At 74.6% G+C, this 14,430-nt stretch carries 12 protein-coding genes; 6 read left to right on the top strand and 6 right to left on the bottom strand.

Going from position 1 to position 14,430, the window contains the following annotated elements:
* The first annotated feature begins 93 nt into the window (after positions 1-93).
* The 3 genes from JOL79_RS08880 to JOL79_RS08870 all read left to right on the top strand — a co-directional run bounded on the left by JOL79_RS08880 (position 94) and on the right by JOL79_RS08870 (position 4,133).
* The gene (locus JOL79_RS08880) at positions 94-948 is read left to right on the top strand and encodes a universal stress protein (protein ID WP_210155240.1); all 855 of its coding nucleotides are present in this window, start codon (positions 94-96) and stop codon (positions 946-948) included.
* 2 nt (positions 949-950) lie between these two features.
* On the top strand, positions 951-3,758 hold the full coding sequence (locus JOL79_RS08875) for a cation-translocating P-type ATPase (protein ID WP_210155239.1): 2,808 nt from the start codon (positions 951-953) through the stop codon (positions 3,756-3,758).
* 114 nt (positions 3,759-3,872) lie between these two features.
* On the top strand, positions 3,873-4,133 hold the full coding sequence (locus JOL79_RS08870) for a DUF1876 domain-containing protein (protein WP_210155238.1): 261 nt from the start codon (positions 3,873-3,875) through the stop codon (positions 4,131-4,133).
* Positions 4,134-4,148: 15 nt separating this feature from the next.
* Here JOL79_RS08870 and polX read toward each other — a convergent pair whose 3' ends face one another.
* The 6 genes from polX to JOL79_RS08840 form a co-directional block, all read right to left on the bottom strand.
* Positions 4,149-5,873: a DNA polymerase/3'-5' exonuclease PolX gene (gene polX, locus JOL79_RS08865; protein WP_210155237.1), complete on the bottom strand. Its 1,725-nt coding sequence runs from the start codon at positions 5,871-5,873 to the stop codon at positions 4,149-4,151.
* On the bottom strand, positions 5,861-7,225 hold the full coding sequence (locus tag JOL79_RS08860) for a nicotinate phosphoribosyltransferase (RefSeq protein WP_210155236.1): 1,365 nt from the start codon (positions 7,223-7,225) through the stop codon (positions 5,861-5,863). Before JOL79_RS08860 ends, polX begins: the two co-directional genes overlap by 13 nt.
* 45 nt (positions 7,226-7,270) lie before the next feature.
* A complete protein-coding gene (locus tag JOL79_RS08855) occupies positions 7,271-8,146 on the bottom strand; it encodes a universal stress protein (RefSeq protein ID WP_210155235.1) in 876 nt (291 codons plus the stop codon).
* 99 nt (positions 8,147-8,245) lie between these two features.
* Entirely contained in the window at positions 8,246-9,961 is a 1,716-nt protein-coding gene (locus JOL79_RS08850) for a SulP family inorganic anion transporter (protein ID WP_210155234.1), read from the bottom strand.
* On the bottom strand, positions 9,958-10,287 hold the full coding sequence (locus JOL79_RS08845) for an ArsR/SmtB family transcription factor (protein WP_210155233.1): 330 nt from the start codon (positions 10,285-10,287) through the stop codon (positions 9,958-9,960). Before JOL79_RS08845 ends, JOL79_RS08850 begins: the two co-directional genes overlap by 4 nt.
* Positions 10,287-10,499 carry a DUF3073 domain-containing protein gene (locus tag JOL79_RS08840; RefSeq protein ID WP_210155232.1) on the bottom strand — a complete coding sequence of 71 codons (213 nt, stop codon included), beginning with the start codon at positions 10,497-10,499 and terminating at the stop codon, positions 10,287-10,289. The genes JOL79_RS08845 and JOL79_RS08840 overlap by 1 nt, the downstream gene beginning before the upstream one ends.
* Positions 10,500-10,705: 206 nt before the next feature.
* Between JOL79_RS08840 and JOL79_RS08835 the strand changes: the two genes are divergently transcribed.
* The 3 genes from JOL79_RS08835 to JOL79_RS08825 all read left to right on the top strand — a co-directional run bounded on the left by JOL79_RS08835 (position 10,706) and on the right by JOL79_RS08825 (position 14,384).
* Complete coding sequence (locus JOL79_RS08835) at positions 10,706-11,731, top strand: ribose-phosphate diphosphokinase (RefSeq protein WP_210155231.1); 1,026 nt, start codon at positions 10,706-10,708, stop codon at positions 11,729-11,731.
* Between the two features lie 124 nt (positions 11,732-11,855).
* Positions 11,856-12,824 carry a ferritin family protein gene (locus JOL79_RS08830; RefSeq protein ID WP_210155230.1) on the top strand — a complete coding sequence of 323 codons (969 nt, stop codon included), beginning with the start codon at positions 11,856-11,858 and terminating at the stop codon, positions 12,822-12,824.
* Between the two features lie 66 nt (positions 12,825-12,890).
* Positions 12,891-14,384 (top strand): bifunctional aminoglycoside phosphotransferase/ATP-binding protein, encoded by a 1,494-nt coding sequence (locus tag JOL79_RS08825; protein ID WP_210155229.1) that lies wholly within the window; start codon positions 12,891-12,893, stop codon positions 14,382-14,384.
* Positions 14,385-14,430: the final 46 nt, after the last annotated feature.

Raw genomic sequence — 14,430 nt, 5'->3', positions numbered from 1 at the left:
AGAGCGGAATGCGCTATCCGGGCAGGTTGGGTCAGGGTGATCAGCTCATCGGCGGGTATGGACGGATTCGCCCGGCTCCGGAGAGGAGACGTCATGTCCGCACCCGTCGTCGTGGGCACCGACGGCTCGGCGTGCGCCGCCGAGGCCGTGGCGTGGGCGGCCGACGACGCCGCGCGGAGGGGCGCTCCCCTGCGTGTGGTGCATGTCGTGGACCGGCTGCCGTACGACGTGCCCTCCTATCCGATCCCCGACATGTACGACCGCATGGTCAGGTCCGGCGGGCAGATCCTGAGCGACGCCGAGCGCGCGGCGCGGGCGGTGCGGCCGGAGATCGACGTGACCGCCGAGCTCGTGGAGGGTCATCCGGTCGGGGCGCTGCGCGAGCAGGCGGCCGAGGCCGTCGAGCTGGTCGTGGGCAGCCGCGGGCTGGGCGGCTTCTCGGGCATGCTGCTCGGCTCGGTCAGCGCCCGGGTCGCGGGGAGCGTGCCCGTCCCGGTGGTCGTCGTGCGGCCGGTGCCGACCGAGGCGCGTGCCGAGATCGCCGTCGGATACGACGGTTCGCCCGGCGCCGAGACGGCGATGGCCTACGCCGTGGAGGAGGCCCGGCTGCGGGAGTGCGCCGTGCGCGCGGTGTACGCCTGGGAGCTGCCTCCGCAGGTCTACGCCCCGCCGGGGATCGCCTTCGACCCGGACGAGGTGCGGCGGGCGCAGCGCGACTACGCGATGGGAAGGCTCGCGGGCTGGTGTGAGCGGCACGGCGGCGACCTGAAGATCGAGCTGGACACGCCGGCCGCCCATCCCGTGATCGGCCTCTGCGACGCCTCCCGGCGGTCGCGCCTGCTCGTCGTCGGCTCCCGGGGCCGCGGCGGCGTCGCGTCCGCGCTGCTCGGCTCGGTCGGCCGGGCCGTCCTGCACCACGCCCACTGCCCCGTCGCCGTGGTCAGGTAACCATGGCGGAGCCGGCCCGGTGTGAGGCGGGCCCCGGCGAGACGCCGCGTGAACCGCCCGGCGGAGCCGCCGCCCCCCGGCCCGGAATCGACCCCACGGAGCGGCTCGAATCGCTGTTCCGCGATCTGCGGACCGCCCGGACGGGTCTGACCTCCCGTGAGGCGGCGCGGAGGCTGGTCCACCACGGCCCCAACGAGCTGCGCCGCCGCGGCGGCCGGCGCTGGCCGCGCGAGCTGGCCCGGCAGTTCACCCATCCGCTGGCGTTGCTGCTGTGGGCCGCGGCGGTGCTGGCGTGGGTCGCGGGGATCACGGCGGTGGCGGCGGCGATCGTCGCGGTGGTCGTCGTCAACGCGGGCTTCGCGTTCGTGCAGGAGGTGCAGGCCGAGCGGGCGGTCGAGGCGCTCGCCGCCTATCTCCCCGCGCGGGCGCGGGTGCTGCGCGACGGCCGTCCCCGGGTGATCCCGGCGGCCGAGCTGGTTCCCGGCGACGTGCTCGTGATCGAGGAGGGCGACCGGATCTCGGCCGACGCCCGGTTGATCGAGGGCGGGGTCGAGGTCGACCTGTCGACGCTGACCGGCGAGGCGCTGCCGGTGTTCCGCTCCGCCGAGCTGACCGGCCCGGGAGAAAGCCCCCTTCGGGCCCGCGACCTCGTGTTCTCCGGGACGATGTGCACGGAGGGGCAGGCGCGGGCGGTCGTGTTCGCCACCGGCATGCGCACCGAGCTGGGCCGGATCGCGGCGCTGTCGGAGCGGGTCGAGCGCGCGGAGAGCCCGCTCGAAGACCAGGTCCGCCGGGTGGCGTGGCTGATCGCGCTGATCGCGGTGCTGTTCGGGGTGGCGTTCATCCCGGTCGCGGCCCTGGCGGCGCACCTGCCGCTGGGCGACGCGGTGGTGTTCGCGGTGGGACTGCTCGTCGGCAATGTGCCGGAGGGGCTGCTGCCCGTGATCACGCTCGCGCTGGCGATGGGCGTGCGCGTGCTGGTGGGGCGCGGGGCGGTGGTCAAGCGGCTCAGCGCGGTGGAGACGCTGGGGTCGACGAGCGTGATCTGCACCGACAAGACCGGCACCCTCACCGAGAACCGCATGCGCGTCACCGCGGTCTGGACGGCGGCGGGCGCCGTGGAGCTCGGCGGCGGCGCGGGTGCGGGCGGCCCGCCGGAGGATCGGGTACGGGCCGCGCCGGCGGCGCCAGCACCGCTGGCGGCGCTGGCCGCCGTCATGGTGATGTGCAACAACGCCCACAGGGACGCGACGGGCGGCCTCGTGGGCGACCCGACCGAGGTGGCGATGCTCCGCGCCGCCGCCGAGCTGGGCTGTCCCACGGGCCCGGCCGGGCCGCCCGGCCGCCGGGTGCGCCTGTTCCACTTCGACCCGGCGCTGAAACGCATGTCGACCGTGGACGAACGCGACAGCGGGCTCTGGGTGGACACCAAGGGCGCGCCTGAGGCGGTGCTGCCGCGCTGCGCCCACATCATGGAGGACGGCGGCCGGATCCGGCCGCTGACCGGCGCGCGGCGCGCGGACGTCGAGCGGGTGGTCGACGCGCACGCCCGCCGCGGGCTGCGGGTGCTGGCCGTGGCGGCCCGCCGGCTCGACCCGGCCGCGCCGCCCCCGCCGAGCCGGGACCGGGCCGAGCGCGAGCTGGCCCTGGTCGGACTGGTCGCGCTGCAGGATCCGCCCCGCCCCGAGGTCGCCGAGGCGGTCGCGCACTGTCACGCGGCGGGCATCCGGATCATCGTGGTCACCGGCGACCACGCGCTGACGGCGGCGGCGATCGCGCGGCAGGTGGGCATCGCGGCCGATCCCGCCCTGGTGACGGGCGAGCGCCTCGACGCGATGAGCGAGGACGAGCTCGACGCGCTGCTGCGCGAGCACCGGCAGCTGATCTTCGCGCGGAGCTCGCCGGAGGCCAAGCTGCGGATCGCCGACGCGCTGCGGGCCGAGGGACACGTGGTGGCGATGACCGGCGACGGGGTGAACGACGCGCCCGCGCTGCGCCGCGCCGACATCGGCGTGGCGATGGGCCGCTCGGGCACCGACGTGGCGCGGGAGGCCGCCACGATGGTGCTCACGGACGACAACTTCGCCACCATCGTCACCGCGATCCGCGCGGGCCGGCAGATCTACGACAACATCCGCAAGTTCATCTGCTACATCTTCGCCCACACCACCCCCGAGGTCGCCCCGTTCCTGGTGTTCGCGCTGGCCGGGGGCGCCGTCCCGCTCCCGCTCACCGTGCTGCAACTACTGGCCTTCGACGTCGGCACCGAGACGCTGCCCGCTCTCGCGCTCGGGCGCGAGCCGCCGGAGCCCGGCCTCATGCGCCGCCCCCCGCGCCACCGCTCGGAGGGCGTCATCCGCCCCGCCATGCTGGTGCGCGCCTGGCTGTTCCTCGGCGTCGTCTGCGCCGTCCTGTCGATGGCGGGTTTCTTCTACGTGCTGCTGCGGGCCGGCTGGCGGCCCGGCGCTCCCACGGGTCCCGGCCATCCGCTGCACCACGCCTACCGGCAGGCGACCACCATGACCTTCGCCGGCATGGTCGCCGGCCAGATCGGCACCGCCTTCGCCGCGCGGACCGAGCGGGCCTCACTGCGTTCCGTCGGGGTCTGGTCGAACCCGCTGCTGCTGTGGGGCATCGCGTTCGAACTGGCCCTGGCCGCCGTGCTCGTCTACGCCCCGCCCTTCCAGGCGCTGCTGGGCACGGCGGCCCTGACCCCGGACCTGCTCGCCATCGTGGCGCCGTTCCCGGTGACCGTCTGGGGCGCCGACGAGCTGCGCCGCCTGCTGCTGCGCCGGTGGCGGGGCGGGTGACGGGGCCGGTAGCGCGGTCCCGGACCTCGTGCCCGCGTCCGCCCGGCGGGAACGTACCGTGGATACGAGTGAGGCGGCCGGATGCGGCACCGAACGTCCTGGCAGGGGGTTGCCATGGAAGCCAAGCAGTGGAACGTGCAGATCTTCATCAGCGAGGAGGGCGACGCGACGTCGGCGAGGGCCGTGCTGTCCACCGGGAACGGCGGGCGTCTGACGGGCGACGGGCACGCCAAGCGCAATCCGGCCGACCGCCCGGTGGCCGAGATCGGGGACGAACTGGCCGTCGCCCGGGCGCTGGGCGACCTGGCGGACAAGCTGATGGCCACCACGTCGCAGGACATCGCCGCGGCCGCCTCGTCGAGCCGGCTCTGGTGAGGCGGGGCGCGGGCCTCACCGGCCCCGCCCGTCGCCGAGGAATCGCAGCAGGCGGTCCGGCGGCCATGTGTTGATCACGTGGCCGGGGTCGAGCCAGGCCCGCTGGGCGATGCCGACGCCGTACCTCATGTTGGCCAGATGAGGCACCGCGTGGGCGTCGCTGCCGATGGAGAAGACCACGCCGTGGCCGAGCGCCCGTCGCGCGAGGCCGGCGGGCAGGTCGAGCCGGTCGGGGAACGCGTCGATCTCCAGGGCGGTGCCGGTGCGGGCGCATGCCGCGAACACCTCCTCCCAGTCGGCGTCGACCGGTTCGCGCCTGCCGATGACCCTGCCGGTGGGATGACCGATGATCTTGATGTGCGGGTTCTCGCACGCCCGCACCAGCCGCCTGGTCATCCGCGCCCGCGGCAGGGTGAAGTGGGAGTGCACGGAGGCGACGCACACGTCGAATCCGGCCAGGAACTCCGGCGGCCAGTCGACCTCGCCGTCCGGGTCGAGGTTGAGCTCGGTGCCGTGGAGGAAGCGCGTGCCGGGATGCGCCGAGCCCAGCCGGCGCACCCGCTCGCGCTGGTCGAGCGCCTTGTCGTCGGTCATGCGCTGCATGTACAGGTTCGGCGCGTGATCGGTGACCGCGTAGTACGCGTACCCGCGCGCGGCGGCGGCCGCCGCCATCTCCTCCAGTGTGGCCAGCCCGTCGCTGAGGCGGGTGTGGGTGTGCAGATCGCCCCGGATGTCGGCGTCCGTGGCGAGGCGCGGCAGTTCCCCCAGCACGGCGGCCTCGATCTCGCCGCCGTCCTCCCGCAGGGCCGGCGGGATCCACGGCAGGCCGAGCATCGCGTACACGTCCTCCTCCCGCGCGGAGGCGATCCTGGCGCCCGTGTTCACGTCGAAGACGCCGTATTCGGACAGTTTCAGCTTCCGGTGCACCGCGATCTCGCGCGTCCGGATGTTGTGCGCCTTGGATCCGGTGAAGTACTGGAGCGCCGCGCCCCACGAGTCCCGGCGGACCACCCGCAGGTCGACCTGTAGCGTCGGCGTCCGCACCGAGCACTTGGTCTCACCGCGCGCGACGACCTCGGTGACGCAGGGCAGCGCCGTGAACGCCGACATCAGCGGCGCGGAGTCGTCGGCCGTGGCCAGGACGTCGATGTCCCCGATCGTGTCCTTCATCCGGCGCAGCGACCCGGCGTACGCGCAGCGGTCGCAGCCGGGCACGGCCGCCAGCCGCGCCACGATGTCCTCGGCGAGCGGCATGGCCAGCCCGATGTGCACCCGTCTGCCGGTCTTGCCCAGCACCTGGATGCCGTGCAGCAGGTTCTCCTCGGTCCTCGCGCCGAAGCCGGGCAGCCCCTGCAGGGCTCCCGCGTGGATGGCCCGCTCCAGCGACTCGACCGAGTCGATGCCGCGCTCCCGGTAGAGCACCATCGCCTTCTTCGGCCCCAGCGTGGGGATCGTCGTCAGCAGCCGGACCCCCGCGGGCACCCGCGCGCGCAGCTCCTCCAGCTGATGGATCGCCCCGGTGTGGGCGTACTCGTCGATCTTCGCGGCGATGGACGCGCCGACGTTCGGGATGCGGCGCAGCCCGCGCTCGTCGAGCCCCGCGATGTCCTGGGCGAAGCCGCCGACGGAACGCGCCGCCTTCTCGTAGACCCGGATCTTGAACGCGTCGCCGCCGGTGATCGCGATCAGGTCGGCGTACTCCTGCAGGAGCGCCGCCACCTCGTCGTTCATCCGCTCCATGGTCGTCTCCTCACCGATCCCGCCCGGAGCCTGGCGCCGACCTCGGCGGTGAGCCGGTCGAGCGCCTCGCTGTGCCGCACCGGGGGCCCCACCGGCGCGCGCAGGGCCCGCGCCGCCTCCGGCAGGCCGGCGACGTCGGCCGCGCACCTGGCGCGCGTCACGCCGAGATCCTCGGGCGGGCCCGCGCGGCGGCCGCCCGTCATGACCTCGATCAGCAGCGGCCGGCAGCCGGGCGGCGGCGGCTCGTCGCGCAGCCCGATGACGTCGCCGCCGGGGCCGCGGAAGACCTGCTTGGCCCCGGGCAGTGTGACCTTGCCGGTGGAGAGCTTCATCACCGGCCGGTCGCCGTACGCGACCAGCTTGTAGGCGCTGTCGAGGTACGGCGCGTCGGCGCTTACGCCCATCCTCGTCCCGACGGCGTACGCGTCGATGGGGGCGCGCGCGTCCACCAGGTCGGCGATGGAGAACTCGTCGAGCCCGCCGCTCGCGAGGATCTCCGCGCCGGGCATGCCCGACTCGTCGAGAATCCGGCGGGCGGCCAGGGACAGCTCCAAAAGGTCGCCGGAGTCGAGCCGCACCCCGACCCGGTCGCCCAGCCCCATGCGCCGGGCCACCGCCACCGCGGCCCGCACCCCGGCGACGGTGTCGTACGTGTCGACCAGGAAGGTCGCCCGGCCGGGACGGGCCCGGGCGATCGCGGGGAGGTCGGCGGCGAACGCGGCGAAGGCCGCCTCGTCGTCCTCGAACGCCTCGACGTACGAATGGGCCATGGTGCCGACCGCGGAGAGCCCGTACCGGCGGGCGGCCTCCACATTGCTCGTCGCCGCGAAACCGGCGATCGCCGACACGCGGGCGACCGTCATCGCGGCCTCGATGCCGTGCGTGCGCCGCATCGAGAAGTCCACCACCCGCGCCTTCCCGGCCGCCAGCACGCACCTGACCGCCTTGGTCGCCACGGTCGTCTGGAAGGTGACGTGGTTGAGCAGCACGGTCTCCACGAGCTGGGCCTCGGCGATCGGGGCGGTCACCTCGATGATCGGCTCGCCCGGCAGGGCCACCCGGCCCTCCGGCAGCGCCCACACGTCACCGGTGAAACGGAGGCGTTCGAGTGCGCGCAGCAGGTCGCGGTCGTAACCCAGGTGGCGGCCCAGATAGTCGAGTTCCGCGGCGCCGAAGCGGAAGCTCTCAAGGTAGCTCAGGCAGTCGTCCAGGCCCGCCGCCACCAGGAAGCCGCGGTTCGCCGGCGGCCTGCGCACGAAGAGGCTGAAGGTCGCGGCGTCCGTCATCCCCCGGCGCAGGTAGCTCGCCGCCATGTTGAGCTCGTAGAGGTCGGTGACCAGCCCGCCCGTCATGAGCGTCCTCCCCTCTCCGGCGCGTGCCCGGCTCGGCCGGGGCGTTCAGTGGCGTACCGCGATCACGGGGCCGGGGCAGTGGTGCAGCACGGCGTGGGCGGTGGCGCCCAGGCCGAGCACGCCGGCCGCCCTGCCGTGCGCGCCGATCACCAGGAGGTCGGCGCCGGCCGCCGCGTCGATCAGCGCCTTCGCGGGGTGCGCGCGGACGACGTGCTGCACGAGGGTGACGTCGGGGTGCGCGTCCGCCCGCCCGGCCAGCGCCTCGGCGAGCAGGCGGGCCTCCTCCTCCGCTACGGCCTCGGGATCGAAGACCGGCGGCAGCATGTCGCCGGGGCCCGCCGAGACGGGCTGTGTCCACGCGTGCACGGCCCGCAGGTCCGCCCGCCGCAGCCCGGCCTCGCGGAAGGCGTAGTCGAGCACGGGTTCCTGGTCGGGCCGGCCGGTCACGCCGACCACGATCTCCCCGCGCCGCGGTCCGGCCGCCCGTTCGCGGATCACCGCCACGGGACACGGCGCCCGGGTGGCCAGGTAGCGCGGCACCGAGCCGAGCAGCAGTTCCGTGAAGCCCCCGTGGCCCCGGCTGCCCACCACCACGAGCTGGGCCCGCCCGGCCAGGGCGAGCAGCACCTCCCGGGCCGTGCCGTCGATCGTCTCCGTTCCGGCCTCAAGGCGGGGACGGCCCGCGCGGGCGCGGATCAGCGCCTCGCCCAGCATCTCGTCCGCCGCGGCCTCCGCGGCCGCGGCCCACCGCGGCGGCTGCGGGACGAGCGGCACGTACGCGGACCACAGCAGCGCCGCGTGCACGATCCGCAGCGGGGCGCCCCGCAGCGCCGCCTCCTCGCCGGCCCAGTCGACGGCGCGGAGCGACGCCTCGGATCCGTCGGCGCCGACGACGACGGGCATGGTCGTGGGCATGGTCATTACGCCCCCTCGGCTCGGGTCCCCGTCATCCGCGAGGGCCCGCACGCCCCTTTCTCCTGCTTACCCGCATACCCGTCCGCGGCCCGCCGACCCCGCGGTCTACGTGCCGGAATCCGCCGTGGTGGTCACGCGGCCGGGTTCCCCGGCGGCCGGGAGGAGCCCGTGGTGGTACAGCAGGCCGCGGGCATGCGCGATGGCGCTGGGAGTGTCGGGGAAGACCAGACCGTCGCGGTAGAGGTGGCCGGCGACGCCGAGGGCGGCCAGGACCTGGTCGTGCCCGGGTTTGACGCCGGAGATCAAAACGGTGATGCCACGGCGTTCCATGCGGACGACGGCGTCGCCGAGGATCTGGGCGCCGGTGGCGTCCAGGGCGGTGATCCGTGACATCCGCAGGATGACCACGCGGACGTCGGCCACTTCGGACAGCTCGAGCAGGAACCGGTGGGCCGCGGCGAAGAACAGCGGCCCGTCGAACCGGTAGGCGACGATGTGCTCGCTGAGCAGCCGCTGTTCCTCCTCGCCGTGATCACCGGCGTCCAGTGGGACCTGCTCGAGCCGCGAGGTCCGGGCGACCGAGCGGAGCGCGAGCACCACGGCCAGGCCGAGACCGGCGGCGACCGCGGTGATGAGGTCGAAGACGACGGTCACGCTGAAGGTGAGGACGAGCACGACGGCGTCGCCGCGGGTCGCGCGGGCCAGGGCGCGCAGGGAGCCGACCTCGACCATGCGGACGGTGGTGGCCAGCAGCACCCCCGCGAGCGCCGCGAGCGGGATCCGGCCGACCAGGGGGCCGGCGGCGAGCACGATGCCGGCGAGCACGGCGGCGTGGGTGAGCGCGGCCAGCCTCGACCGGGCCCCCGCGCGCACGTTCACCGCGGTGCGGGCGATGGCGGCGGTCGCCGGCACGCCGCCGAGAAGGGGTGCGGCGAGGTTGGCGATGCCCTGCCCGAACAGTTCCCGGTCGGGGTCGTGTTTCTCGCCGACGCTCATCGCGTCGGCGACGGTGGCGCACAGCAGGCTCTCCAGCGCCGCCAGCGCCGCCACTGCGAGCGCGGACGGCAGGAGCGTCCCCACCATGCCGGGATGGAGGAAGCCGAGCGACGGGGCGGGCAGTCCGGCCGGCAACGCCCCGATCCGGGCGACATCGAGCGAGAACACCTGGGCGCCCAGCGTCGCGACCGCGACGCCGAGGAGGGAGAACGGGACACCCGGCCGCAGCCGGGCGCCGGCCAGCATCGACGCGGCCACCGCCAGCGCCATGAGCGGCGCCGCCCAGGTCGGATGCGCGGCGAAGCGTGCCACGGCGCCGGCCGCTACCTGCCACACTTTCTCGCCGTCTCCGGCTGTCACGCCGAGCGCGGCCGGGACCTGCTGCAGCGCGATGACCACGGCGATCCCGGCGGTGAAGCCTTCGACGACCGAGGTCGGCAGGAGCTGGGCGAACCGTCCCGCCCGCAGCGCGGCCAGGGCCAGGAGCACCAGCCCGGCCATCAGGCCGACCATCAGCACTCCGGCGGGGCCGTAGGTGTGCACGATGGGGACGAGGACGACGGTCATGGCGCCGGTCGGGCCGGACACCTGCAGGTTGCTGCCGCCGAATATGGCCGCGAGCGCTCCGGCGACGATGGCGGTCACCAGGCCGGCCTGGGCGCCGAGCCCGGAGGAGACGCCGAACGCGAGCGCCAGCGGCAGTGCCACCACCGCGACGATCAGCCCGGCCACCAGGTCCCGGCCCGGTGAGCGGCGCGCGGCGGTCCAGTCGGAGCGTCCGGGCAGCAGATCCGGAAGCCGGCGCAGTGCCTCCTGGAGGTTCACGTCGTCTGTTCCAGCTCGGCGAGGAGTCCGTACTGGTCGGCCAGCAGCTCGGTGAGGATCCGGCGGGCCGCCCGCATCATCTCCGACACGTCCGCCCCGGCCAGCTCGTAGACCACGGTCGTCCCGTCACGCCGTGCGGTGACCAGCCCCGCCCGGCGCAGCACCGCCAGCTGCTGCGACAGATTCGGCGGCTCCACCTCGATCGCGGCCAGCAGCTCCCGGACCTGCTGGGGTCCCTCACACAACAGTTCGAGCACCCGGATGCGCAGCGGATGGCCCAGCGTCTTGAACAGCTCGGCCTTGGCCTGGTAGAGCGGGACCGGCATCACTCGGCCCCATCCTCGACGCCCTCGGGGGCGGGCCCGGCCGCCGGTGCGGAAGGGACGATGTCCGCTTCGCCCACGTTGCCGGCGGGCTCCGTGCCCGCGGCCACACCGACGCCCAGCTCCCGCCGCAGGGACTCCAGATCACCGCCGCCGCTGTATTTCAACGCGCGAGCGACCTTCACCTGCTTGGCCTTGGCCCGACCACGCCCCACCGACATCGCCTCCACACCATTGCGGTTTTTCGGAATTATAAAACTCTGCAACTATGCGGGCGCGACCGGGGGCGGCCGTTACGCGGAGCCCGCCTCGGGCACGGATGCCGCATGGGCGCCAACCGCGCGGAACGGGAGCGACGGGACGCGGCCGGGGCGGCGTGGGAGGACGGCGCGGAGCACGGCGAGGCGGGGGGTGAACCGCGATGACGTTGCGCGTGCTGACCGGCACGGCCAATCCCGAACTGGCGGCCGCCGTGGCGGCGGAGCTGTTCCTGGAACAGCCGGCCCCCGCGGTCGAGCGTTTCCCCGACGGCGAGCTGCGGCCGGCCGTGACCGGGGTGCGGGGCGCGGACGTCTATCTCGTCCAGCCCACCGGCCCGCCCGTCAACGACCATCTGGTCGAACTGCTGCTGCTCCTCGACGCCTGCCGGCGCGGCGGAGCCGCCCGCGTGACCGTGGTCGCGCCCTACTTCGGCTACGCCCGGCAGGACCGGCGACGGAAGGCCGGGGAGGCGATCGGCGTCCGCGTCGCGGCGGACGCGATCACCGGCGCGGGAGCCCGGCGCGTCGTCGTCGTGGATCCGCACACGAACGCGCTGGAGGCGATCTGCGGCGTCCCCACCGAGTCGCTCACCGCCGTGCCCCTGCTGGCCCGGGCCCTGCGGGACCGGACGCCGCCGCGGACCGTCGTGGTCGCGCCCGATCTCGGCGCGGCCAAGCTCGCGGAGCATTACGCCCGCCTGCTGTCCGCGCCGGTCGCGGTGGTGCGGAAGACCAGGCTGACCGGGACGAGCGTGGTGGCGGAGGAAATCACCGGCGACGTGGCCGGCCGCCCCGCCCTCATCGTGGACGACATGATCAGCACCGGTGGCACGATCGAGGCGGCGGTGGACGTCCTGCTGGCGCACGGCGCGGTCCCAGAGATCGCGGTCGCGGCGACGCACGGACTGTTCGTCGGCGAGGCGTCCCGGCGGCTCGACCGGCCGGAGACGGGAACCCCGCTGGTGACCGACACCCTCGCACAGGGCGCCCTCCCCCGAGACGCCCCTTCCCAGGACGCCCCTTCCCAGGACGCCCGTTCCGGCGACGCCCGCTCCCACGAGGCCCCTCCCGGGGACGCGGAGGCGGGCCCGCGGCGCGAGGTCTGCTCGGTGGCTCCGCTTCTCGCCGACGCCGTGGGCCGCCTGCACCGCGACGAACCCCTGGACGACCTGCTGACGCACACCTGACCGGCGCCTGACCGGCCATCGCGTTTTGTCGCCCACCATGCACTGTTTGCGCGTTTTAGGCGATTTATCCGAATTGCGTGGGTACGGCCGAGAGGGTCGGACAACCGAGCCACCGGGGGGTCACATGGAAGCCCGGGGAACCACGTGGCGCGCCACCGGCGCCGCCCTTCTCGGCACGATCGCCTTTCTCGCCGTTCCGGCCGCGAGCGCGTCGGCGTCGACGCGCGGAGACGACATCCACGCGTCCACACGCGGCGACCTGAACGCCGCCATGACGGGTGAGGCGTTCGCGCACGCGAAATACCGCGCGTACGCGGACCAGGCCGGCGCGGAGGGAATGCCCGAGGTGCGGGCGCTCTTCAACCGGACGGCCGCCGACGAGCTCGACGAGCACTTCGCCGAGCAGGCCCGGCTGACCGGCCTGGCCGGCACCGACGCGAGCAACCTGCGGGACACGATCCGGGGAGAGGGCTACGAGGCGACCACGATGTACAAGGGGTTCGCCAAGCAGGCCGAGGCGGCCGGCGACACGGCCGCGGCCCGGCGGTTCAACGAGATCGCCGCCGACGAGGCCGGGCACCGGGCGCGGTTCGAGCGGGCGCTGCGCGCGATCGGCGGCGAGTCCGGCGAGTCGGCCGTCCCGACGGACGTCACCGTGAAGCCGGAGGCCATCAAGGCCGGTCTGCCGCAGGTGTCGTCGCCGCGCACGCTGGAGAACCTCAGGACGGCCCTGCGCGGGGAGGCTCTCGCCAACGCCAAGTATCTCCTCTACGCCCAGCAGGCCCGGCGGGAGGGCCGCACGGCGCTGGCCACCCTGTATCAGCGCACCGCCCGGGTCGAGCGGGCCGAGCACTTCGCCGAGCAGGCGACCCTGGCGGGCCTGGTCCGCGACACGAGGACCAACCTGCGCGAGGCCATCGCCGGGGAGACCGACGAGGGCACCCGGATGTACCCCGGCTACGCGCGCCGGGCCGAGGCCGCCGGAGACGGCACCGCGGCGAGGGTGCTGTCGGACACCGGGCGCGACGAACTCAGGCACGCGCGGGCGTTCTCTGACGCCCTGGCGGGCCTGGAGGGACGAGCCGCCGGCTGACCGGCCTGGCACCGTCCACCGCGACCTCCCAGGAGCTCCCGGCCCTTCGAGATCGGAGGTGCCTCGATGACCGAATGGGCACAGATCAGCGAATCGCACGTGGCCGTGGTCATCATGCTGGGAGACCACGCGTACAAGATCAAGAAGCCGGTGAGCCTGGGCTTCCTGGACTTCAGCACCCGGGAGGCGCGGCGGGCGGCCTGTCATGACGAGGTGACCCTCAACCGGCGGCTCGCGCCGGACGTCTACGAGGGCGTCGCCGACGTGCTGGGCCCCGACGGGCAGCCGTGCGACCACCTGGTCGTCATGCGGCGCATGCCGCGGGAGCGGCGGCTCGCCACACTGGTCCGCGCCGGGGAGCCGGTGGAGGAGCCGCTGCGGCAGGTCGCCCGGATGATCGCGAGCATGCACGCGCGATCACCGCGCGATCCCCGCATCGACGAGCAGGGGGGCCGGGCGGCGCTGCGGTCCCGCTGGTCGGACAGCTTCGGCCAGGTCCGCGCGCTGCCGGCCGCGCCCGTCGCGCCCGAGACGATCGAAGAGATCGAACGCGAGACGTGGAGCTTCCTCGACGGACGCGAACCGCTCTTCGCCGGACGGGTGACGGGCGGCCGGATCGTCGACGGCCACGGCGACCTGCTCGCCGAGGACGTCTTCTGCCTCGACGACGGCCCACGGATCCTCGACTGCCTGGAGTTCGACGAACGCCTGCGTTTCGTCGACGGCCTGGACGACGCGGCGTTCCTCGCCATGGACCTGGAGCGGCTGGGCTCGCCCCGGCTGGCCGAGCTCTTCCTGCGCTGGTACGCCGAGTTCTCCGGCGACCCCGCGCCGTCGTCGCTGTGGCACCACTACGTCGCGTACCGGGCGTTCGTCCGGACGAAGGTCTCCTGCCTGCGGGACGGGCAGGGAGACCAGGACGCGGCGGGCGAGGCGCGCCTGCTGGCCGAGCTCACCCTGCGCCACCTGCGGGCGGGCGCGGTCAGCCTCGTCCTCGTGGGCGGGCTGCCCGGGACCGGCAAGTCGACCCTGGCGGCCGCGCTGGCCGACCGGCTCGGTTACACGCTGCTGAGCAGCGACCGCGTCCGCAAGGAACTGGCCGGCATCACGCCGGACGAGCGTGCCGCCGCGCCCTTCGAGGAAGGTCTCTACCGGGCGGAGTGGACGGAGAAGACCTACGCGGAGCTGCTGTCCAGGGCCGAGCGGCTGCTCGGGCTCGGCGAGCCGGTCGTCCTCGACGCGTCCTGGATCGACACGGCCCAGCGGGCGGCGGCCCGGGGAGTCGCCGGCCGCACCCACAGCCGCCTCGTGGCCCTGCGCTGCGCCGCCCTTCCGCAGGTCACCGCGGCCCGCCTGGCCGGGCGTACGGGCGGGATCTCCGACGCCGACCAGGCGGTCGCGGCGGCGATGGCGGAGCGGGCGGCGCCCTGGCCCGAGGCGGTCGAGATCGACACCAGCGGGACGGTGGAAGAGGAGCTGGCCAGGGCGGCGGAGGCCGTCCACGCCCGCGCGGCCGCCGTGCCCTGGCGGTTCCGGCGCCCCCGGCTGGCACCCGACTGAACGGCGCACGAACGACCAGGAGGAGACCGGGAAGGGACGGAGGTCC

Source organism: Microbispora oryzae (genome assembly GCF_017896165.1).
GTDB classification, from domain to species: Bacteria; Actinomycetota; Actinomycetes; order Streptosporangiales; family Streptosporangiaceae; genus Microbispora; species Microbispora oryzae.
This window is presented reverse-complemented; position numbering and strand designations above follow the sequence as displayed.